The 21,235-nt window shown below is 65.4% G+C and carries 20 protein-coding genes and 1 pseudogene; 13 read left to right on the forward strand and 8 right to left on the reverse strand.

The features are described 5' to 3' along the window. Positions 1-494: 494 nt before the first annotated feature. Positions 495-4,121: a MobF family relaxase gene (gene mobF / locus EV643_RS42720; protein ID WP_166665799.1), complete on the reverse strand. Its 3,627-nt coding sequence runs from the start codon at positions 4,119-4,121 to the stop codon at positions 495-497. 412 nt (positions 4,122-4,533) lie between these two features. On the opposite strand from mobF, the gene EV643_RS42725 reads away from it, so the two are divergent. The 4 genes from EV643_RS42725 to EV643_RS42740 all read left to right on the forward strand — a co-directional run bounded on the left by EV643_RS42725 (position 4,534) and on the right by EV643_RS42740 (position 7,861). Continuing rightward, positions 4,534-4,881, forward strand: coding sequence for a hypothetical protein (locus EV643_RS42725; RefSeq protein WP_133805958.1), 348 nt, complete (start codon positions 4,534-4,536; stop codon positions 4,879-4,881). Next, a complete protein-coding gene (locus EV643_RS42730) occupies positions 4,865-6,235 on the forward strand; it encodes a hypothetical protein (RefSeq protein ID WP_133805959.1) in 1,371 nt (456 codons plus the stop codon). The genes EV643_RS42725 and EV643_RS42730 overlap by 17 nt, the downstream gene beginning before the upstream one ends. Positions 6,236-6,264: 29 nt before the next feature. Then, positions 6,265-7,266, forward strand: coding sequence for an ArdC-like ssDNA-binding domain-containing protein (locus EV643_RS42735; RefSeq protein ID WP_133805960.1), 1,002 nt, complete (start codon positions 6,265-6,267; stop codon positions 7,264-7,266). Positions 7,267-7,657: 391 nt separating this feature from the next. Further along, the gene (locus EV643_RS42740) at positions 7,658-7,861 is read left to right on the forward strand and encodes a helix-turn-helix transcriptional regulator (protein WP_133805961.1); all 204 of its coding nucleotides are present in this window, start codon (positions 7,658-7,660) and stop codon (positions 7,859-7,861) included. A gap of 33 nt (positions 7,862-7,894) precedes the next feature. Here EV643_RS42740 and EV643_RS42745 read toward each other — a convergent pair whose 3' ends face one another. From EV643_RS42745 to EV643_RS42765, 4 genes are all read right to left on the reverse strand, one after another. Next, positions 7,895-8,227: a histone-like nucleoid-structuring protein Lsr2 gene (locus EV643_RS42745; protein WP_133805962.1), complete on the reverse strand. Its 333-nt coding sequence runs from the start codon at positions 8,225-8,227 to the stop codon at positions 7,895-7,897. A 726-nt stretch (positions 8,228-8,953) separates the two neighbouring features. Continuing rightward, positions 8,954-9,784, reverse strand: coding sequence for a class I SAM-dependent methyltransferase (locus EV643_RS42755; RefSeq protein WP_133805963.1), 831 nt, complete (start codon positions 9,782-9,784; stop codon positions 8,954-8,956). Positions 9,785-9,965: 181 nt separating this feature from the next. Further along, positions 9,966-10,238 (reverse strand): hypothetical protein, encoded by a 273-nt coding sequence (locus EV643_RS42760; RefSeq protein ID WP_133805964.1) that lies wholly within the window; start codon positions 10,236-10,238, stop codon positions 9,966-9,968. Positions 10,239-10,405: 167 nt separating this feature from the next. Next, on the reverse strand, positions 10,406-10,609 hold the full coding sequence (locus EV643_RS42765) for a hypothetical protein (RefSeq protein ID WP_238166203.1): 204 nt from the start codon (positions 10,607-10,609) through the stop codon (positions 10,406-10,408). A gap of 177 nt (positions 10,610-10,786) precedes the next feature. Here EV643_RS42765 and EV643_RS42770 point away from each other — a divergent pair, with 177 nt between their 5' ends. Together EV643_RS42770 and EV643_RS42775 are read left to right on the forward strand one after the other, a co-directional pair. Beyond that, entirely contained in the window at positions 10,787-11,509 is a 723-nt protein-coding gene (locus EV643_RS42770; RefSeq protein WP_133805965.1) for a phospholipase D-like domain-containing protein, read from the forward strand. Between the two features lie 88 nt (positions 11,510-11,597). Next, positions 11,598-12,155, forward strand: a complete 558-nt coding sequence (locus tag EV643_RS42775) for an HD domain-containing protein (protein WP_202870054.1) — start codon at positions 11,598-11,600, stop codon at positions 12,153-12,155. Here the strand turns inward: EV643_RS42775 and EV643_RS42780 are convergent. Together EV643_RS42780 and EV643_RS42785 are read right to left on the reverse strand one after the other, a co-directional pair. Beyond that, entirely contained in the window at positions 12,119-12,595 is a 477-nt protein-coding gene (locus tag EV643_RS42780; RefSeq protein WP_133805966.1) for an NUDIX domain-containing protein, read from the reverse strand. The genes EV643_RS42775 and EV643_RS42780 overlap by 37 nt on opposite strands. Further along, positions 12,595-13,335 (reverse strand): helix-turn-helix domain-containing protein, encoded by a 741-nt coding sequence (locus EV643_RS42785; protein ID WP_133805967.1) that lies wholly within the window; start codon positions 13,333-13,335, stop codon positions 12,595-12,597. Before EV643_RS42785 ends, EV643_RS42780 begins: the two co-directional genes overlap by 1 nt. Positions 13,336-13,464: 129 nt before the next feature. On the opposite strand from EV643_RS42785, the gene EV643_RS42790 reads away from it, so the two are divergent. From EV643_RS42790 to EV643_RS42810, 6 genes and pseudogenes are all read left to right on the forward strand, one after another. Further along, complete coding sequence (locus EV643_RS42790; protein WP_133805968.1) at positions 13,465-13,869, forward strand: hypothetical protein; 405 nt, start codon at positions 13,465-13,467, stop codon at positions 13,867-13,869. Between the two features lie 79 nt (positions 13,870-13,948). Then, a complete protein-coding gene (locus EV643_RS42795) occupies positions 13,949-15,334 on the forward strand; it encodes an XRE family transcriptional regulator (protein ID WP_133805969.1) in 1,386 nt (461 codons plus the stop codon). Next, a complete protein-coding gene (locus EV643_RS42800) occupies positions 15,321-15,782 on the forward strand; it encodes a PPC domain-containing DNA-binding protein (RefSeq protein ID WP_133805970.1) in 462 nt (153 codons plus the stop codon). The genes EV643_RS42795 and EV643_RS42800 overlap by 14 nt, the downstream gene beginning before the upstream one ends. Before the next feature lie 240 nt (positions 15,783-16,022). Next, the gene (locus EV643_RS45260; protein WP_202870055.1) at positions 16,023-16,283 is read left to right on the forward strand and encodes a hypothetical protein; all 261 of its coding nucleotides are present in this window, start codon (positions 16,023-16,025) and stop codon (positions 16,281-16,283) included. Between the two features lie 129 nt (positions 16,284-16,412). Beyond that, complete coding sequence (locus EV643_RS45265; protein ID WP_202870056.1) at positions 16,413-17,150, forward strand: transposase; 738 nt, start codon at positions 16,413-16,415, stop codon at positions 17,148-17,150. A gap of 361 nt (positions 17,151-17,511) precedes the next feature. Continuing rightward, a pseudogene (locus EV643_RS42810) lies at positions 17,512-18,745 on the forward strand (IS256 family transposase). Positions 18,746-18,962: 217 nt separating this feature from the next. Here the strand turns inward: EV643_RS42810 and EV643_RS42815 are convergent. Then, positions 18,963-19,445 (reverse strand): hypothetical protein, encoded by a 483-nt coding sequence (locus EV643_RS42815; protein WP_133805971.1) that lies wholly within the window; start codon positions 19,443-19,445, stop codon positions 18,963-18,965. A gap of 262 nt (positions 19,446-19,707) precedes the next feature. Between EV643_RS42815 and EV643_RS42820 the strand changes: the two genes are divergently transcribed. After that, positions 19,708-20,520, forward strand: a complete 813-nt coding sequence (locus EV643_RS42820; RefSeq protein WP_133805972.1) for a transposase — start codon at positions 19,708-19,710, stop codon at positions 20,518-20,520. Positions 20,521-21,235: the final 715 nt, after the last annotated feature.

Genomic DNA, 21,235 nt, shown 5'->3' on the forward strand with positions numbered 1-21,235 from the left:
GACTGGACATGATGGATCGATTCCTGTTCTCGCCCTACGTCATCCGGCGGACTTGCTGTTAGCTGCTGGCCTCACCCAACCCTGACACGTAGGGACTCGGCGCGCGCCGTCGCTGCAGCGCTGGAGAAGACGATCAAGGACGCTGATGCAGACTTCTTCCATGCGCGCAGTAGCACGATCCGGGCGGAGCTGTTTCGCAGCTCACTCAACAAGAGCCGGCTCGCTGCTCTCGCCGAGCGGGACAGATACGTCGATTCCGCGTCGCGAGAGATCAAAGCAGCGGTACCCCCCGTCAGCGGCTAGCGTCCTAGTGGCAAGTCAGCCTCTTGACAGCGCTGTGGTTGCTCGTGGTTAGTATCGCGCTAGTGACGCGGTCTCCCAGGAGCTTCCCGGCTGACGGTGCGGCCGTGTCAACGGCCAAAACTGACCAGTGGGCGCCGCCGCCCTTGAGTACCTCGGGCTACGATCCTGAGGCAGGTAATGTGCTATCACGATCACGGCATCGGGTTGCGGTGAGGTGCGTCGCCTTGCCCGGAGATGCGAGTCGTTGTGTCAACGCCCGCCTTATCGCTCGCTCTAAGCGGGTTATTCGCTTGCTGAGCTTCGCCGATCGCTCGTGCGAAGCGTGATCTTTGGTAATGGTGTTGCCCGAAAGCGGCGTCTGGCGCCGCGCCAAGGGTGTCGTTGCTGCGGATGCCGTAGCGCTCCCTGTAGGCGGCCACCTCTCGTAGATGGGTGTGCCAGCGCCTATCTGGCCGATCGCTGAACGCGCGTTTCAAGCTTCGGAACCAGATCTGGTTCTCGGCAACCGCCTTCTCGGCGAGCCAGTCCGCGCGCTGGATGATTTGGGCCTCGATCTCGCGTAGGGCCGCGGCGTAGCTAGGGTTGGTGGCGTGGTCGGCTGGTGTGACCAGGCCGGCGATGAGGTGCGGCGGGCGGGGCAAGCGTCGCTCGGCTCGGGAGACGAGTCGCCCGACTCGGGCATGGAGGACGGCGGCGAGGTCGTTGGCGTTGGCGAGGCTGGATTGGCTGACGGCTCTGTGGAGGGCGGCGGCGACGTCCAGGCCGGCGTGTTCTGCTCGGCGTAGTTCGGCGATGAGTGGGCCGAAGGCGGGGGAGGCTTGGAGAGCGATTTGCTCGACCGTGTCGAGGCCGCTGTTGGTGATGGCGTCTCGGTAGCGTTCGCAGGCGTCGAGCTGGCAGAGGTGTTCGTGGATGGGGACCAGGCGGTCGAGGCGGGTGGCTGCGTCGAGTTGGTCGCGCATGACCTCGTGGGCGGACCGTTCGATGCCGTCGTTTTCGAGGACGGCTTCGAGGACGTCTTGCATGGTCTGGGGGAAGGGCGGTTCGTGCATTTCGGTGGGGGAGTTGTGGGTGACGACGTAGGCGTGGTTGGTGTCGCGGCCGCGGGTCATGCCGACGTACATGAGGGCGCGGGTGAGTTGGTCGGTAACGAGGAGGTGGGCGGTGTCGACGGTGGCGCCTTGGGCTCGGTGGGCGGTGGTGGCGTAGGCGAGTTCGACGGATTCGCGGACGTAGGTGCTGGGGAGGGTGACGGTTTCGAGGTCGTCGTTCTGGACGGTGAGGGAGCCGTCGTCCCAACGGCGGATGACGGTCCAAATGTTGCCGTTCTGGACGAAGCCGAGTTTGCCGATGCGGAGGCGGCGGTTGTTGAGGCGGGTGACGATGCGGTCGCCGATGCTGACGTGGTTGCCGTCGTGGAGAGGGATGCCGTCGGGTTCGACTTCGCCGGTGGTGATTCGGTCGAGGCGGGCGCGGGCGTTGAGGCGGCTGACGGTGGTGTTGTCGGCGGCGATCAGGAGGCTGGTGCGTCCGCGGAATGTGTCTGCGCGCCAGGCGAGGTAGGCGGCGTTTTCCATGTCTTCGGTGGACCCGTGCGCGAGCCGTTGGTGTTCGTCGTACATGTCGATGACGTCTGGCTGGCCCTGGCGGAGGGCGAGGCTGGCGTCGCGTTCCCAGTGGTGGGTGAAGCGCCAGACATCGCTGAGCTCGGCTGCTTTGGTGTCATGGGCGATCAGGCGGAATGCGCCGCCGGTGTCTGCTGCGCCGAGTTGGGCGTCGTCTCCGACGAGGAGGAGTTTCGCTCCGGCCTTGTCGGCTTCGCGGGCCAGGGTGGCGAGTTCCATGGTGCTGGCCATGGAGGCTTCGTCGACGATGACGAGTTGGTCTTGCCTGAATCGCCAGCGGTCGCGTTCGGTGTGGGTGCGGGCTAGCTCGGTGGTGATGCGTTGGTGACGCCGTTTCCGCCGGGTGTGCTGGGCGACGTTCGCGGCTTGTTCGAGATCGCTGATCCATCTGTTCCGTTGGTCGGCCGCGACGCCGACGGCCTCGTGGATCCATTTCGCGACGTTGTCGGCGGGTAGTCCCAGGGTGTCCGACAAGACGGTCGCGGCGGCTGAGGATGGGGCGAGAGCGATGACCGAGCCTTCCCCGTGTGCGGACTCCCAACTGGTCTTCAGCGCGGCGAGGAGACTGGTCTTGCCGGTGCCTGCCGGGCCGACGAGTGCTTCGACCTTCTGGCCGCTGGTCGTGATTCGGTGGAGGGCTTGGATCTTGTCTTCGCTGAGGTTGGTGGTGGGCAGGCGTTGCTGGAGGGTCGGTCCGTCGGTCTTGGTGGCGAGGTCGAGGAGCAGGCTCTCGGCGCCGAGGATGACAGGCGAGGTGAACACCTCGCCGTTGTGGATGGTGAACACGCTTTGGCCGTCGGGGCGCTTCGCCGGCGTCTCGAAGATGGCCGGCGGGGTGATGCTGATCGACTGCTGTTCGGCGCTTTGCACGATCGATTGCAGGACCTGGAGCCGATCCGCCGAGCTGCTGATACGCAGGAGACGGGTCTGTCGAGCGGCCTCGGCGAGGAGATTCCAGCGGTTCCAGGTTGAGCGTTTTGTCTGCAGGGCGAGGACCGTCGTCGCGCCGTACGCATGGATCGTTTCGGGGCTGAGATCCGCGGCACTCAATGGGCGATCTCGCAGCTTGTCGAGGGCCTTCTCGACGATCGCGGTGGCCTCGTACTGCGTGACCTGATCGGCGCGCTCCCGCCATCGGCGCATCATGTCGGCGAGTGGTTGGGCCACGTGTTTGGCCGGCCGATTCATCAATGTCGCCTGTTGCCGGAGAACGTAGGTCTCCCGTCGGCCGGGCGGGTGGATGCCGTCTCGGTCCTGCAGGAGTGCGTTGAGATTCTCCTCGATCTGTTCTGTTCGGGAGGAGAACTCGCGGATCAGTTCGTCGGGGATCCCGTCGATCTCGTACGCCGGGTTGCGCCGTTCGCCGCGATCGCGAAGGTCCCAGACGACGCCGAGTCGGCGGCTGAGGTTGTCGGCCAGGAGGACGTTGTGGACCTCGGACATGGCGACGATCGCGGCGTAGAGAACTCGGCCGTCGAGGGTTCTCCACTTTCCATCGGGACCCTGGACGCGGTTGGCGATCACGACGTGGGTGTGTAGTTGCGGGTCTCCGCTTCTGGTGTCCCAGTGGTCGAATGCGGTTGCGATCAGTCCCTTTGTGGTGATCTGGGCGATGCCGCCGTCGCCGGTTCGGGTGAAGGCGGCTTGCCGTTCGATCAGTCCGATCACGTCGTCGATCGCTTCGTGGTGGGCGGCAACGATCTGCTCCTGTACGCCGACGTCGCTCGTTGCCCACAGCGCCGAAACCGACTTGACCGGCGAGAACGTCAGGTCGAACCCGGCAACCGCCTGCTTGGATTTACGACGCGACTCAGCGGATCGAATCGCGTCGATCTCACGTTCCTTGTCGGCCTGATCGAGCGTTGGGTCCAATGCCCGGATCTGTTCGGCAACCCGCTCGGCCGGGGACTTGGAAACTGGATACGGCCGCCCGAGCGCGCGCCCTGTCAGCGGGTCCTCGGCACGTCCGAACAGCGCCGCCATCTGCTCCTCGGTGACCTCGTCTCCGGGACTGAGTTGGCCATCGCCAAGACCTGCCAAGCCGGTCCCCATCCAGCGACCGGCCGGGTAACCGGAAGCGGCGTAGTACGACGTGAGCGGCGTCGCCATGCGTCTGTCGACGTCGGCAGTCGCTACATGCTTGAGCAGGTATGTGTAGCCATCCCCGGCTGTCAGACGGTGAATGCTCAGCACTCGTCCTGAGCCTTCTGGCGCTGTCTCCGGTGCCGTAGCCGGCAGCGATCCGAGCAGAACCGTCGATCCGATCGAAGCGCCAGGAACGTGGCAGCGCAGTACTCACAGGCTCGTTTCTGGAGGCCCTGAGCGGGCCCGGAGCGGTCCGGGGTCTCGTTCATGATCACTCAACGCCGGAGCCGCTGCCGACCCTGATCCTGCCGTTTCGGCCGCTGAAACGCCTTAAGTGCAAGAAGTGTGACCGGGTGCTCGCCGCCTGGCCGGCGGACCCGCACTGCGAAGGCAGCTGCCGACAACCGTTGATCTCCCGCAGCCGGCCGCGATCGTCGGTCGTGGTTATCCACAGATCTTGTCGAATTCGCCGAGCGACTGCGCTGACGCAGGCATCTTGTCGACGACGAAAGGACGAAGCATGAACAACCAAACCAGCAGAGACTCCGAAGACCGAGCCCGAATCGTCAACCTGGTGACGAAGGCCGAAGCGATCATCGAGTCGCTCGAGCAGCGCGCGACCGACCTTCGCTGGTCAATGACGGCTTTCAACCGCTATCGCGCCTGCGAGCTGCTCGGAGTTACCCCGTACGGGCCGTACGCCGGTGAACTCGACGCGGACCCGGCAGCCCTGTTCGACGAGGCGGCCGCCGCGGTCATCGAGCTCGACGTACCGATCGAGGATCTCGGCTGGCGACTCGCGCTCACCGATGCTCTCGAGGCCGCAGCGACGGATATCCGGATGGTTCAGGATGCGCGCGACGTATGACGACCTGCTACGGGTCGCGCGACGAGAGGCCGTTGGCGCGCTCAACGAGCTCGACAACGGCACGACGGACTTGGCCGCCGGCTGGCAAGCTGTGCTGACGGCCGCACGTAACCACCTGCGCTGGCTGCGGACGGAGCTGCGAGCAAGTGATTTCACGGGCGGCACGTTCAAGCAGGGGGATGGATCGCTGTTCGCGGTGGCCCGCTCGCTCGGAGCGGGCGCGGACCTGCTGGCCAGCCAGAACGCGAGCACATCAGCGGCGCTCGACAACATCGACTCGCTACTCGCCGCGCGGTCGGAGGTCGCAGAAATCGTCCTGACAGCCGGACAGGGTGCATTGCAGCAGGTTGGCGATCCTGGCCCGGGTACTGACGTGATCGCGTTCAGGCTGCGGAAGCATCTGCTCGCGACGCTGGAAGAGTTCGAGCAGATTGCCCAAGGCAACACGAAGCGAGCTGCTATCGGGGCGCTGGGCGGGTTGACGACCGGGGCGCCGCATCATCCGGTCAGCGGACCGTCCCAGGTGGCCGCCCTGGCTGCGAAGTGGCAGCGCGCACACGAGGCACGCGAACCGCTCAGCCTACTGACCCGCGATCTGCGGTCGACGACAGCGCAACTGCGAACGGCTAGTGGCTACGCCGAGCGTCTCTGCCTGTCGGTCCTGGCCACGCCGAAGCTCCGTCTGGATCAAGATCAGAGGGCGGTCCTGACGAATCTGGTCAGCTTTCTCAGAAGTGCGGATCTCGCCGCCTCACAGGTGGCCGAGGCATGGCGTCGCCGCCTGTCCGATCTCAATGGAGAAGGCGACACCGCTGATCGGGTCGCCTTCCGGGATGTGATCGACGAGCTCAACGGCTGGATCCGGGAGAAGGATCGGCTGCGGAAGCCGGCCGAGATCGTCCCGACTCGCAGGCATGCGCTCGACCTTCTTGATGCCCTGGACGAGTTCGTCTACTCGACCTACCGAGTCGCGCGAGTTCAGCAGTACGCGGTCGCAGGCTTGATCATGAATGGCCGCCTGTTTGTGCCGCGGACTGCGCTGGCCAAGCGAGATCCTGAGTTCCAGACCCGGCCGACTGTGTGGATGATGCGCTACAAGACGCCGTGGGTGCGAACCAGTCGGCCGGGCTGCTTCGAAGAACTCACGGATGCGTTGGCCCGGACTGCCGATGAGCTCTCGAACGCATCGGACCTCGCCCGACAGTTGGCCGGTACTTCGAGTCAGTCGCGCCCACACGGGATCGAGCGGACTCGGCGACCAGGTCCTCTCCTGAACTCGAAGCGGCATCGACGGGTGGCCGTCTCGGACGTAACTCCGGAGGCGGATGCAACATCCATGGGCCCAGAACGTTGAGCTTTCCCGACCCGCTCCAGGAGGATCGAATGAGCCGCGAGAAGCTCGGCGCACAACAACTACACGAGGCCCTGAAAGGTGAGATCCGCAAGCTCCGAACAGGTGCGAAGTGGACCCGCTGGTTGGACGCTGCTGCAGTCTTCCACCACTACAGCTTCCGCAACATCATCCTCATCACGCTGCAGATGCCCCAGGCAACTTGGGTGGCCGGCTACGACGGCTGGAAGAAACTTGGTCGGCAGGTGATGAAGGACCAGAAGGGGATCCGAATCCTGGCGCCGATCTTCGCACGGCGTCCGAGGCCATCAACGGACGTGCCTGTTGAGGTTGGGATCGATCCCCAGCCTGGCCCCGGCCGGGAACGCGGCCGCCTGATTGGCTTCAAGGTCGCCACAGTGTTCGATGTCACGCAGACTTCGGGTCCACCGATTCCCAGGCTTCCGCAATCCGCGCCGATCGTCGGCCCGGCGCCTAAGGGCCTTTGGGAGGCGCTCGCGAACGAGGTCGACGCAGCTGGCTTCACCCTGGGCAGGGCGAAGATCAGGGACGGGAGACTGGACGGCTACACCGACCACCTCGAGAGGCAGATCGTCGTCAGCGACAGCCTTGACGACGTGACTGCTGTGGCGCGGCTTGCCCACGAGGTCGCGCACATGCGGATGCACGACCCAGACGAGATAGCCGCCGCCGGAAGCATCATGTGCCGCGGGATCCGCGAGGTGGAGGCCGAGTCGGTCGCCTACGTCCTTCTCGCTCATCACGGACTGTCCACCGGCGGATCGTCCTTCCGGTACGTCGCCGGCTGGGCTTCAACGGTGAACAAGGAGGAACCCGAGAAGGTCGTCGAGCTGACCGGAGCCCGAGCGATCGCCGTCGCGAGACATCTCATCGAGTCGACCGATCGGCACATGATGGGCGGCAGGGCCAGATCTCACCGCAGTCCCCAGCCGGAGGCCGCAGTCGCCGACCTCGCCGACTATCGCCGAGACCGGAGCCTCTCGGATCCGGCCGACGATCGCCTCGGACTCTGATCGGAGCATCAGGTGACTGACAGCGCGAGAGTCGCCGCACTCCGGCGGGCCCGTCAGAGGCAAGCTCGAATCGAGGCCGCGACCGCGCGGGCAGTCAAGGCCCGGGCGGCGCTGAATCGCGCGATCAAGGCGCGAGAGCTCTCCGCGGAACGCCACGACGAGAAAGTTGCCAGGGCAGAGACAGCATCAGCCGCGGAGGCGGTAGACTTGGCCCAGGTCTGCGGATCGATCGAGGCGACCGCCGAGATCCTCGGCTGCAGCGCTCGCGACGTACGGCGCCTGGTCAAAGCCGACAACGAGCGCCGTGCTCGGACTCCGAACGACCAGGCAGTACGCCGCGGCGGCCGGACCGATCGTTCGGCATCGACGCAGCCAGATGCCAGGGGCAATGATGACCCCATCTCAGACGCCTGATCCGATCTGGGACATCGACCAGGTGGCGGCCTATCTGAAAGTGCCCAAACACACGCTGTACCGCTGGCGGACCCTGAGGTATGGGCCGCAAGGCTTCCGCGTCGGCAAACACCTGCGCTATCGAGCGAGTGTTGTGATCGAATGGATTCAAGAAGCTGAGCAGGAAGGCCGTGAAACCTGATTGACGGACGGTTATCGCGTCCCTGCCCGACGCCTAGTTGGCAGCCTCGAATGCCGCGCGGATCTCGTTCGGGATCCGGCCGCGGTCGTGGACTTCGTAGCCGTTGGCTCGAGCCCATTCCTTGATGGCCTTTGTGTCGCTGTCGACCTTTGTACGCTTCACCTTCGCACCTCGAGGCGTCCTCAGGTGCCGGCCCGCGGTTACGTACGGCGAGAGTGCCTTCCGAAGGGCGCCGGCGTTCTTGTTACTCAGGTCGATTTCATAGGTACGGCCGTCAAGAGCAAAGGTGACAGTCTCGCCCTTGCCTGACCGGAGATTGGTCCCGTCGAGGTCGTCGGTGAGAATAACTTCAACACGCTGGGCCATTGGATGAGTCCTCCGTCGGGGCAACAAACTCGCCCAATGCTAGCCCAGCGTCGGCGCGCCAACCGCCAGTCATCGCTTTCGAGCTTCCCAATAGGCAGGGATGATGCCGATCAGACCAGCGCGTTACTGATGATTGGTGGGAGATCTGTCCCCGGCACCCAGGAAGTACACCCGTCGATAGGGCCGAGAACCATGTCGATGGCATCGCGGCGTTGGTACGGTCGCCAATTGGTCATCTTCGGTGGAACAAGCCAACGGATCCGGCCGGAGGACTCGGTCGTACTGCCGGGAGCGGCCACCCAGCGCTCGGCTCCGCTGATGATCTTGCCGCCGGCCGCTTCGACTAGACTGACCGGTACAGAGTCAGGCGTCACGAAGAACTGCCACCAGCGGCCAGTCGGAGCGAGGGCGGTCGGACACGATGTCTTCAGTTGGTAGTGCAGGGGTGCACCAAACCTGGCATGAACCTCGATTACGTCGAACCGCCAGGTCGGCAGAGCGATTGCCCACCGGCCGTCGGCGAACGCGCGCTCCGCTGCCGCTGGATCGGTGATCAGTGGGCAGCTCCCGAGTAGCAGGTGTGGCTCGACGCAGCCGAGCAGGCCGCAGGGACAACGTCCCCCGCGGGGGACGGCAAGCCGCGCGATCGGCCAACCGTGCGCGACATACTGGATCGCTGCGCGACGGAGTCGGCTGATGTGGCGTTTAGCGATCCAAGGGCGACGGTCAGGCACGTCGGCCTACGGCGAACAGCAGCGAGCTGGCGTGGACGAGGTCAGGCTGACGGTCGGCCAGGCGGGTGCATGCGAGTGCGGTCTGCAGCGGATCGGGGTTGAGGAGAGAATCCGGCATCGGCGCGTCCCTGTAGTGGGCGTCGATCAGAACGGTGAGCCATCCACCGGGTCCCGTCAGCCCGTGAATCTGGACCTGGGAGACGAACTGGGATAGTTCGCTCCGCAGCTGTGCGACCGTGTGGTAGACGGTGTGTGCCATTCGTTCGTTGTCCGGGCTGTAGCCGTCGTTGAGGATGTCCTCGACGATCAGGCGTCGCCGTTGCAGGCGGTTGGCGAGGGTCGCGCCGATCAGGTTGGCCGCCCGGTTGATTGCGATCACCGCGAGCACGCCGCCAGGCCGCAGTACGCGGATCGCCTCACGGATCGCCACCCGTCGATCTGCAGCTTCCTTCAGGTGGTACATCGGACCGGCCAGCAGGACGGCGTCCTTGCTCTCGTTCGCCCACGGCAGTCGGCGGGCATCGCCGACGATCGCGGTGAGTCCGGCCTCGCGGGCCTGGTCGACGTGGTGGTGGACAGGGTCGAGGACTTCGACGTTGTACCCAAGGCTCGCCAGCCAGCTCGCATGGATCCCCGGCCCGCCGCCGACATCCGCTACGTCTGCGGGTGCTGGTGGCAAATGGCGTGTCAGGAGCTCCTGTACGCGCTGCAGCTCCAGCTGACCTTTCAAAGTCGACGACAGCCGGTGGGCTTCATCGTGGCGGTTGGTGTAGTGGTCGTGGATCTCGTGAACGACCTGAGGCTCTGTCTCGGTTTGGGACACCAGCTGATTCCTTTGGATCGCGCGGCGCTGATTTGCAGCCGCGAAGCTTGGGGAGTCCTCGTCCGTGCGGCGCGCAGGGGAGTTCGGGGTCGCGCGGACGAGGACTCCGATGAGCGGAACCCGCTTCCGCAGGAGTGGGGGAGTAGCACCTGCTGGTGAGGGGATTCCGGGCTCCGCTCGTTCAGAGGAGGAACTCGGCGATGAGGATCTCCGCTGTGGTCTCGCGCCTCAGCTTGCTGTACTTGGAGGCAGGGTTGTTGATGGTGCCGATGTGGGCAAAGGTTGGTACGACGATGGCCGGGACGGCGACTTCCTTCAGGTATGACAGCAGGGCCTCGAAGGCCTGCGGTTCGGTCGGAAGCTCCTCGACATGCACGGTTCCCAGGACGTACCCGCGTTTCCGAGCCGCCGCGGCGAGTCGATGCTGCATCTCCCCGAGTTCATCGGACGTCATGCCCGGGTACCTGCGCATGTAGCCAGGGACGACGGGCATCGGATGAGGGATCACGGCAACTAGTCCTCGTCCATCCAGCGCCGAAACCTCGCATTCAGCGCGTCCAACCCCTGGGCCAGCCGTTCCCGCATGCAGGACCACCTCGGACAGCTCACCTGTCCGCGCCGTCACCGCGCACCGCCGGAGGGGAGGGAGACTTCGGTTGCCGGCTCCATCGTGACCTTCAGGCCGACGAATCGGCGCCCTAGCGAACAAGCTTGGCCAACGGCCAGATCCGGACTCGTCAGGCAGCCGACGATCGGGAAGCGGCCGAACCAGACGCGGACCCGGACCGAGAGCTCCGCCGTGTCCATCGCCCTTGTTTCGTTCACCTTTCTCACTCCCTGGATGACCTTCGCGTGACTCCGACGCTGGTTGCCGGGCTAGTCCAAGAGTGGTCGGAGGAGTGAGGACGCCGGTACTCCCCATTGGGACGTCTTGGGACTTCTTGTGGTAACCTCCAAGAGGACGACTTAGGACTTCCTGGTCGCGGCGAGGCGGGATATCGGGTGAACGAACGACTCCGGCGCGCGTTGTTCGAGGCGCAGCTCACGGAACAGGACCTGGCGACAGAACTGCGTGTGGATCCCAAGACCGTGAGGCGCTGGCTGGACGGCCGCCTGCCGTATTCCCGGCATCGTGGAGATCTGGTGAAGCGACTCGGAGTAGACGAGGTCGACCTCTGGCCAGAGCTGGCTGCGAAGTCGAGACCAGACGAGATCGCTGCGATCTACCCGCGCCGAAGCTTGATCGGTCAAGAAGCTTGGCTGTCGCTCCTCGCCTCCGCGGCACACGAGATCGACATCCTTGCCTACAGCGCCTTGTTTCTCTGTGAGGATGACCGGTTCATCAAGATCGTCGGTGAGAAGGTTGAGCGCGGGGTCCGGGTGAAGATCGCGCTAGGGGATCCAGAGAGACTCGATGTTGCCCGGATTGGTGCCGAGGAGGCCGGTGCCGAGCCGCTGGCGGCGACGATCCGCAAGTCGATCGAACGGCTGCGGCCGCTGGTCGGCGCTGGTCGAGCAAGCCTGCGGCTGCATGACATGGTGCTTTACAACTCGCTGTACCGCGTTGATGGGCAGGTCTTGGTCAATCAGCACGCATACGGGACACCTTCGGCGCAGGCTCCGGTCTACCACCTGCGGAAGGCTGCCGACGCCGAGATGTTCGAGCTGCATCTCACGAGCTTCGAACAGATCTGGAGTCGAGCAACGCCAATACAAACGCCCTGAACGACGGCCTCCAACACGTTCCAGGACGTCCTGAGAAGTCCCCAACTGGTCCTGTCCGACGACGCACTGGCGTCGTAGTGTCGCCGGCATGATGCACGCGAAGGAGGCCCGAGAACTTGTCAGAGAGCTTCTCGAGGCTGAGCTGCCACGGCGCTGGGCCCACTCCCAAGGGGTTGCCGCGCGGGCGAAGAGTCTGGCCGGCCAGCTCGCCGAGGATGCGGAACTGCTCGAGGTTGCGGCCTGGTTCCACGACGTAGGCTATGCACCTCGCATTGTGTCGACGGGTTTTCATCCGCTGGACGGTGCGAGATACCTCCGAGACAGGCTGCAGGCCGATGACCTGCTGTGCCGACTCGTCGCACATCACACCGGTGCGGTCATCGAGGCCGAAGAGCGCGGGATTGTTGAGCTGACGGATGAGTTCGCGCCGCCACCCGCCGTACTGCTCGACGCCCTGACCTATTGCGACATGACTGCGGGAGTGGATGGGAAGCCGGTCGATGTGGATGATCGGCTGGCCGAAATCCTCGACAGGTACCCCCCAGATCACGTTGTACACCGCGCGATCACCAGGTCCTCCCCGATGCTTCGCGCGGCAACTCGATCCGTTCAGTCGAAGTACGGCGAGGGCGCGCGCTCGAGGTAGTGGTTGATCCGGCGCCTCATGGAACGGTCCATGGTGAGGTCGGCGAGCTCAGTGGTCGGGATCCAGCGCACATCGGTGGATTCGCTGCTAGGTGTCGGTTCACCGCCGATGAGTCGGCCACGGAGCAAGATCGAGAACTCCTGCCGGGCTTCGCCGTTGCTTGTGTACAAGATGATGTGCTTCGGATCCGTGTAGACGCCGATGATGTCTGTCACCTCGCACTGGATGCCGGTCTCCTCCAGAGTCTCCCGGACACCCGCCTGGGACATGGACTCGCCGAGATCGATTGCGCCGCCGGGCACCGCCCAGTTTCCGTTGTCGGACCGGCGGATCATGAGGATCTCGTGCTCGTCGTTTTCGACCACCACATTGACCGACGGAACGATGCTGTTCGCGGCAGGCGAATCGGGGTCGTCGTAGTAGTCGATCCGCTTGGGCATCAGGCCTCCGGCAGTGGTACGGCGGTGTCCCAGACTCGCTCGAAGCTGTCGAGGTAGATGCTGGCCAGCTCACCGCCAGCAACCTTACGGAGATGCCAGACCGGGGCATGCGGCGCCGTGACGCCGTAAACGTGGGTGTTCACCATGAGTTGGTCGTCAGCGCGGTAGATCGAGTTGTAGAGCACGGTGCGGTGCATCCGGAACTCGACTCCGTCGACTTTGCGCAGAGGTCGGTAAAGGACAAGGGCGTTCCGAATCTTGGCGGCCATGGCATCCCCGACGCCCTCTTGCTCGCCTCGCTCGGCGATGTGGGGGTCACGCTGATCGCCGACCAGGATTCGCACCCGAGTACCCGACTCGGCCTGCTTGCGGATGATCTTCTGCAGGCCGGCATCCTCGGCCAGGAACAGACCGGCGTACACGAGCACAGCGATCTCCTCCTTGCCGGCTTTGAAGAGGCGGTGCCATGCGTCGCGCGGTACCTCGGATCGGTGCGGATAGGCGGCGACGATCTCGCTCTCGGAGGCCGCAGTGACCTGGTTCCGGGGGAGGGCATCAGGCCACAGATAGCCCTCATCCACGCCCAACTGGGCCGAAAGGGCGTATCGATAACGACGGTATGGAACCCGGCCGTTGACCCAGCGCTCGACGGTCTTGATGTCTACATCAAGGTCCGACGCGAGCGCGTTGAGTGTGAGGCCATGCTCCAGAATCGCCGCTCGCAGTCGCTCGTTGGCCATGCACCTAACCTAAGACATCTTGGGACGTCTTCAGCCTAGGCGGGACGTCTCCGACAAGTCCAGTTACGCCGTGACCGTGTCCTGACGCTTCGTAGCACCCTGTGGGTACGACCTGGAGGAGGCGGACGGATGAAGGGCCGAGTGAGGTACATGTTCGAGATCGCCACGTGGCGAGACGATCAGACGTGGCACGTGCTCGTGGCGAGGACCGGGCTGTTCAGCCGACGGCCGAAGGCGACGGCACGCAGCATCGTGGAGCGCTGGATCCACGAGCAACAGGGTCAGCTCCGTGGCGGTCGGGTCGTCATTGGCGGGCGCCGTGCGGCCGTTCCCAAGCACTTCGACGCGACCGTGCGGATCCGCGTGCTCGCCGGTGATGGCTCGGGCCGTCAGTTGGCCGTCGCGTTCATTGGGACTGACCGGATTGCTCGGGAGGATGGCGCGCGACGCTCGGATCCCCGGACGGCGCGGGACGAGTACGCCCTACCGGATCTGCTTCGAGCGGAGCATCTCGCCGGACAGGGTCGTGGCTGAGGCCGAGCGGAAACCTAATCTCAGACTCCGCCACGCACGTGGCCAAATGTCGCAGGCGGTACTCGCTGAGCTGGTGAATGTGGAGATCCTGCGCGCCACAGGCCACCCGGGTTCGATCAGCGCCAAGTCGGTGTCCGACTGGGAACGAGGCTGGTACACATGGCCGGCTAAGGACGTTCGGCCCGCGCTCTGCCGGGTCCTGAAGGTTCAGGACCCGGCAGACCTGGGCTTCTACAAGCGCCGGCCCGCCCGTCCGGCCGGTAGTGATGACGGCCAGCCGGGTAGCGCTTCGCTGCTGAGCCTCAGCCCGTCCGATCTGGCGGATGTTGAAGGACTGACGGGCCGACTTGAGGTGCCCGGAGGGCGGTCATTCCATGGCGTCGAGCTCTCCGCGCTATACCAACCAGTGAACGAGAGCGAGGACCTTGCTGTCGCGATCACCCCAACCCCGGCACTCGTGTCAACGCTGGGACGTCCGGACCGCAGGACAGTCTTGGTGGCGGCTGATCGTCCGCGAGACGATGCCATCTATCTTGCCGACGGCAAGCAGTTGGTGCGCCGGGCCATGCAACGAATGGAGGCGCAAGCGGTTCCGACGGCATACCGTCTCGACGATCTCGCCATCGGCATCATCTGGGCCGTGGTCAACACCGATGCCGCCCTACTGGCCGACGATGGCGCCTTAGATGCGGCCCGGCAGGCACTGATTCATTACGAGGAACTGCCGGCATCGGCTGCCACACTCACCGAGGTACCGGAGATCAACGACGTGTCCAGGCAATGGCTTGGGTCCAGCTTCTGCGCGCGCCACATCACCCGGTACCTCGGCCGGCTCAGCTCACCGCCGCTGTTCTGGACCAAGGATCAGCGCGGTGAGGAGGCGTCCGCGTGGCTGCTCTGGACCCACAAGCTCGACTATCTGCGCCAGACTTCCAGGAGGTTCGCGAACGCACAGCGCGCATTCTGCGTGCCCGAGCACGCCGTGCGGACCTCGCCGAAGTACGAACGCGTGCTGCTCCTCCTCGCGATGGCGCTGATGGAGGCCTTCGGCATCGAAGTCCTGGTGACGCCCGATCCGGAGCTGAGCGAGATCGAAGGATTCGTCCTCGCCGACGACGTCATCGTCGCCAGCTGGCTGCGCGGACCCAGCCTCTGGTACGTCGACGCCGGGGCGCCACCATCGCGCCGAGCGACCTACTCGGCTATCGCAGATCAACTGTCCGCCGACTCGATCATCTCTCAACCGACCGCGTTCCGGCGGTTGCAGGCGGCAGCGGCGTACCTCGACATCCCTTGGACCTGGTTCGCCACCCGTTGCCGCGAGCTCGCCGCGGTCGGCGTCGACGGTCTCGCCCACCCACGAAGCCGCCTTCTCTCCACGAAAGGCCTCAACACGGCCATCCGCTACGTTGCCTACCTCGACCGACTCGCAACCGCTGAAGGAGCAGACAATGCAAGCCGCTGAAGTCACCACCGGTAGGACCTTCGCGGTCCGCTTCGACCACGGCGAAGACTTCTACACGGCCCTCGCAGACTTCTGCCGCAGCTACAACGTCCGCCAGGGCTTCATCCCCATGTTCATCGCCGGACTCCGCGACGTCGACCTAGTCGGAACCTGCGAGAAGCTCGACGACCCCGACGCGCCCGTCTGGAGCAAGGTCCACCTCGAGAACGCCGAAGCCATCGGCGGTGGAACCCTCGCGTACGACGATACAACAGGATCAGTGCTTCCGCACATCCATCTCTCCGTCGGTCTGAAGGCTCACTCAGCGACCGCCTACACCAGCCATCTACTTGGTGCCACCGTTCAGTTCCTGACAGAAATGTACTTGGTCGAGGTGGTCGCACCCAGCCTGACAAGGCGGCGCCAGCCCGACCTCTACGACGTGCCTCTGCTTCGCTTCGAAGGCTGACGCACATCGACGAACGTGGATCAGTGGATGTGCACACCCGAGATCGCCAGAGAAGTAACCGGGCATTGGATTTCGCAGGTGCATCCGAAGATGGTGTAGATCTACTCCAACTGTGTCGGCGATCTGCGTCTGGGCCCACGAATGTGCCTCTGATGCGATGAAGGAGCGGGGCCTCCGCTCCTCGTGGGTCCCCCGGCGGATGCTGGGGTTGCTCGCGTTTCACGACGAAGGAGGCCCCTGATGGAAGGCTACGCGGGACGGCAGTTTGTGGGTATGGATCTGCATCGTCGCCGTTCGGTGCTGGTGCGGATGACGGCCGCGGGGGATGTGCTCGAGCGGGTTCGGATCGTCAACGATGTCGATCGGTTGGCGGAGGTGATCGCCCGCGCCGGGGAGAGCCCGGAGGTGGTGTTGGAGGCCACGTATGGCTGGTATTGGGCGGTGGATGCGTTGCGGGAGCAAGGCGCGAGTGTGTGCATCTGGCTCATCCGTTGGGGGTGAAGGCGTTTGAGTACCGGCGGGTGAAGAACGACGAGCGTGACGCCGCCGACCTGGCTGATCTGTTGCGGATGGGGCGACTGTCCGAAGCATGGATCGCGCCGCCGGTAACGCGGGAGTTGCGGGGAGCTGGTGCGGCACCGGGCGAAGTTGGTCGGGCTGCGTTCGCATTGCAAGGCCGAGGTTCATGCGGTGCTGGCCAAGTGCGGGGTCCAGGTGGCGATGAGTGATCTGTTCGGGATCGAGGGCACCGTGCTGCTGGGCCGGTTGGACCTGGCAGCGCCCTATGCGGCCAGAATCGGGTCGCTACGCCGGATCATGGACGGGCTCGACTTCGAAATCGACCATGTTGCCGGCATGGTGCGTGGCCGGCTGGCCGGCGATCCGCGCTACGCCGCGGTGCAACAGATCCCCGGGATCGGGCCGACCCTGGCCGCGGTACTGGTCGCCGAGATCGGCGACATCGACCGGTTCACCCGGGCCGAGCAGTTGACCTGCTGGGCCGGGCTGACACCGGTGCACCACGAGTCCGATGCCCATGTCCACCGCGGCCGGATCACCAAGCAGGGGTCCCGGCTGGTCCGGTGGGCGGTCGTGGAATCGGTACAGATCCTGCCTGACACCACGCTGGTTGGCCGGTTCCGCGACCGGGTCGCTGCCCGCCGTGGACGCAACATCGGTGTCGTCGCGGCCGGCCGCCGCCAACTCGAATACGTCTTCTACGCGCTGCGCGACCACCACGTGCGTGCCCTCGACAAGGGCAACAACCATCGACCCCGGTCGCGGCATGAACCGCCGTCGCCGCGCGGACCGGTCGCCGCGGATCGTGCAGGTCAAGACCCCCACCCGGTGGCGTGGTCGCCCCTCTGATTGATCCCGCCGACCGGCGCACAGCGAACCCCATCATGCCGACCGCATGAAGCGACGAAGGGATGACAGCAGCCCCACCGCGGGCCTGCCACCGCCGGGACACCCGGCCATGACGAGCGCCACGACTACACCCCGACCCAACCCCCACAGGAGTTGCCCAGGTTCTCCTTCTCCGCTGCCCAGATCGTGCGCCGAACGGCGCCGACGTCAAGGCCCTTCGGCCGCCACCGCGGTCGGGCTAGTGAGCGTCCCGCTGAGTGGTGGGGTTTGGGGTGTTCGGCGGGTGGCTGTGGAGTGTTTGGGCCATCGGCGGGATCTTCGGTGTGTACGGCCAAGTACTCACCTGAAGGGGGTCCCACCGATGGCGTTGTCTAAGTCTGCCGTGTCGGAGTTGTTGGAGGTCTTCCGCACCGGCGAGGGGGTCGATCTGATCCGCGAGTCGGTCCGGATGGTCATGCAGGGGTTGATCGAGGCCGAGGCGAGCGAGCAGGTTGGTGCGGGCCGGTACGAGCGCAGCGAGTCCCGGGTCAACGAGCGCAACGGGTCGCGGGCCCGGCTGCTGGCCACTCAGGCCGGGGATGTCGAGCTGCGGATCCCCAAGCTGCGTAAGGGGTCGTTCTTCCCGGTCATCCTCGAGCCACGCCGCCGGATCGACCAGGCCCTGTATGCGGTGGTGATGGAGGCCTACGTGTGCGGGGTCTCGACCCGGTCCGTCGACGACCTGGTCGCCGCCCTGGGCATCGACTCAGGGATCTCCAAGTCCGAGGTCTCGCGGATCTGCGCCGGGCTGGACGAGGTGGTTACCGCGTTCCGCAGCCGCCGGCTGGACCACATCGCCTTCCCCTACGTCTATCTCGACGCCACCTACCTGCACGTGCGCAACGCCGCGTCCCAGGTGGTGTCGATGGCCGTGGTGGTGGCCAGCGGGGTCCGCGCCGACGGGGACCGCGAGATCCTCGGCCTGGACGTCGGCGACTCCGAGGACGAGGTGTTCTGGCGGGCCTTCCTGACCGGGCTGAAGAAACGCGGCCTGGCCGGGATGCGACTGGTGGTCTCCGACCAGCACGTCGGCCTGGTCGCCGCGTTGAAACGTTCCTTCCAGGGCACCGCGCACCAACGCTGCCGAGTCCACTTCGCCCGCAACCTGCTCGCCCACGCCGCCCTTGACCCACGCCGACATGGTCGCCGCGGTGTTCCGCACCGTGTTCGCCCAACCCGACGCCGAGACCGTCGCGGCGACCTGGGACGAGGTGCGCGACCAGCTCGTCGGCCGGTTCCCCAAGATCGGACCGCTGATGGACGACGCCAAGACCGAGGTCCTCGCGTTCACCGCGTTCCCCCGCCCGCACTGGTCCAAGGTCTGGTCAACCAACCCACTCGAGCGGGTCAACAAGGAGATCAAACGCCGGGCCCGCGTGGTCGGCATCTTCCCCAACGACGCCGCAGTGATCCGCCTCGTCGGCGCCGTCCTGGCCGACATGCACGACGAATGGCAATCCGCCGACAACCGCCGCTACCTATCCGAAGGCTCCATGGCGCTGCTCTACCCCGACCGCGATACTGGACCCATCGCCGCGATCGACAGCGGCGAGTAGGCACCGAGGATCAACCTCGAAGCCCACCACTCTGCGGGACACTGCCTCGGGCTACGCCCGAGCCCTGACCCCGACGCCTTACCTCGACGCGCCCCAATCCCAGCGAAGAAGCAGAACAACGGTCACAAACACCTCTTGACCGGCCCCGCTCCTTCAGGGATGACCTGCGGTTTCGCCTCTCATCGATTGTCGCTGTTCTGCGGCGCCTGCCAACGTCTCACGGAGCAGTGACGGAGCAGAGCGCCCGCGGATCGCGCCGGCTCCTGCCGACGTGCCGAGGCCCTGCGTGGAGGAAGACTACGAGGGGGAAGTGGCCACAACCGGCGAGAATTGCCGCGTCCCAGACCGATCCATCGAGGCTCGGGTAGAACACCTGCAGCCGAGTCGGCGGCCCTGCTGCATCCGGCACACGCGACTCGAACGCCTGTTCTGCCTCGCCGCCGGCTTCGGCCTCCGACTGCTTGAGCTGAGCGGGGCCCGTGTCCGGATAGGCAATGGCGGTTTCGACATCCTCGACCTCTGCTGACTCCGAAGTGACGGCTGGTGCGTAGTCGGCGACCCCGTAGAACACCGGGAGCCAGACACTGGGCTGCCACGCGAGGGCGCAGTCGCTTGGCGGCGGCGTGAAGTCGGGCGTGAACGGTATTACCTGTTCCAGCCACCACTTGAGGCGCTCGAGCCATCCAATAAACCAGGACATTTGACCCCCGAGATCCATACTGCGAGCAGCGCAACGAATCCAGCAAGTCTTCCGTGCACCTGCTACGGGCCTACATGTAACTGTTTGCCGCCGGCCGGCGACACGGAGGCGCCGGTGCAAACGTCATGCACCCGTCGAGGCCCCCGCTGCGTCAGCTCGGCCCGCCGGCGCCGGTGCGGGTGCTCGGCATCGATGAGACCCGCCGCGGCAAGCCGCGCTGGGAGCAGCACCCGACCACCGGCAAGTGGGTGCTGGTGGATCGATGGCATTCCGGCTTGGTCGACCTCGACGGCACCCAGGGGCTGCTCGGGCACGTGCGGGCCGCGCCGGCGCCGATGTCGTCGGCTGGCTCGACGGCCAGACCGAACGGTTCCGGCAGCGGATCGAGGTCGTCGCGATCGACCCGTGCGCTGCCTACCGGCGCGCCGTCACCGATACCCTGCCGCAGGCGCAGGTCGTGGTGGACCACTTGAACCCGGTGAGGCTCGCGAACGCCGCCGTCACCGCCGTGCGGCAGCGGGTGACCTGGGACAACCGGGGTCGGCGCGGCCGCACGATCGATCCCGAGTGGACCAACCGGCGCCGGCTGCTGACCGCCCGGGAACGCCTTACCCACCAGCGATTCCAGGCCATGCGGAACTCCTGCCTCGATGCCGACCCGCCCGGCCAGATCCTTACCGCGTGGATCGCCAAGGAAGAATTCCGGGCACTGCTCGGCACCGCCCGTACCGGCGGCCACCGCCACGACATCTCCCACCGGCTCTACCGGTTCTACACCTGGTGCGCGAACGCCGACATCCCCGAAGTCACCCGGCTCGCACAGACCATCGAGGACTGGTGGCCAGAAATCGAGGCGTTCTGCAAGACCGGCATCACCAACGCCAAAACCGAGGGTACCAACCGGCTCATCAAGGACGTCGCCCGGCGCCTGCAGGTTCCGCAACCCCGACAACCAACGCCGACGAGTATGGTACTTCTGCACTCGGCAATCACGCCGGAGCACAGCCAGCCACGAGACGATGCCCGGCTAAATTCGAAGAGCCGTTATGAACCTCCATGGCAGTCGATTCAATGAAACATATAGCTGAAATGCCCGGATTGACGTCATCGACCCGATGCCACCCCTGGACTGCGTCGGCAGGTGCGAATTGATTCGTGATCGTGAGCCCTTGACGAAGCCTATCCACCCGGTCCATGGTCGAAAGTGGGGTGGTGGATTCGCAGAGAACGACTATGGGGGATTCAGCACGCTCGGTCGACAGACCTGCTGCGAGTGATCCTCGCGCAGCGATTTGAGCGGCCGAGGCTATCGCAGCAATTTGAAGAGTAGCCGGCACAGTCGCACCGCGCGCTCAGGTACCCACGTCTACGACCTTGCTACATGGGAAGAGCCCGGGCCGCATGCGGAAGTTCCGCTGCCCTGCACCGCCGTGCACGACAAACCGCGCGCAGGTCCTTCGGCCGCGAGTCCCACAAGAGGAGTGCTCCAGGCGCCATCCCACCTGGCCAGAGTTGGCATAAGGGGGCAGAAATGAGTGCACAAGCCGACGATTCTGGTATCCGGCCTCCGGTGCGGTTTGAGGCAACGGTTCACCCCGGCGAGGGGAGCCAGGACCTCACACGCGTAGCCGAACTTGACCTTGACCGTGTTCCCCGATCCCGATGGCCAGGTCAGGGTGCTCGTCACCGCTGACGCAGGGCCCCGGCAAAGTCGTTGCCTGGGGCTCTGGCCTGCGGGTTTACGGCCGTGTGACCGGTGTGGCGTGTGTGACGGGTGTGGCTCGTGAGGC

This window comes from Kribbella caucasensis (assembly GCF_004361855.1).
In the GTDB taxonomy this organism is placed as follows: Bacteria; Actinomycetota; Actinomycetes; order Propionibacteriales; family Kribbellaceae; genus Kribbella; species Kribbella caucasensis.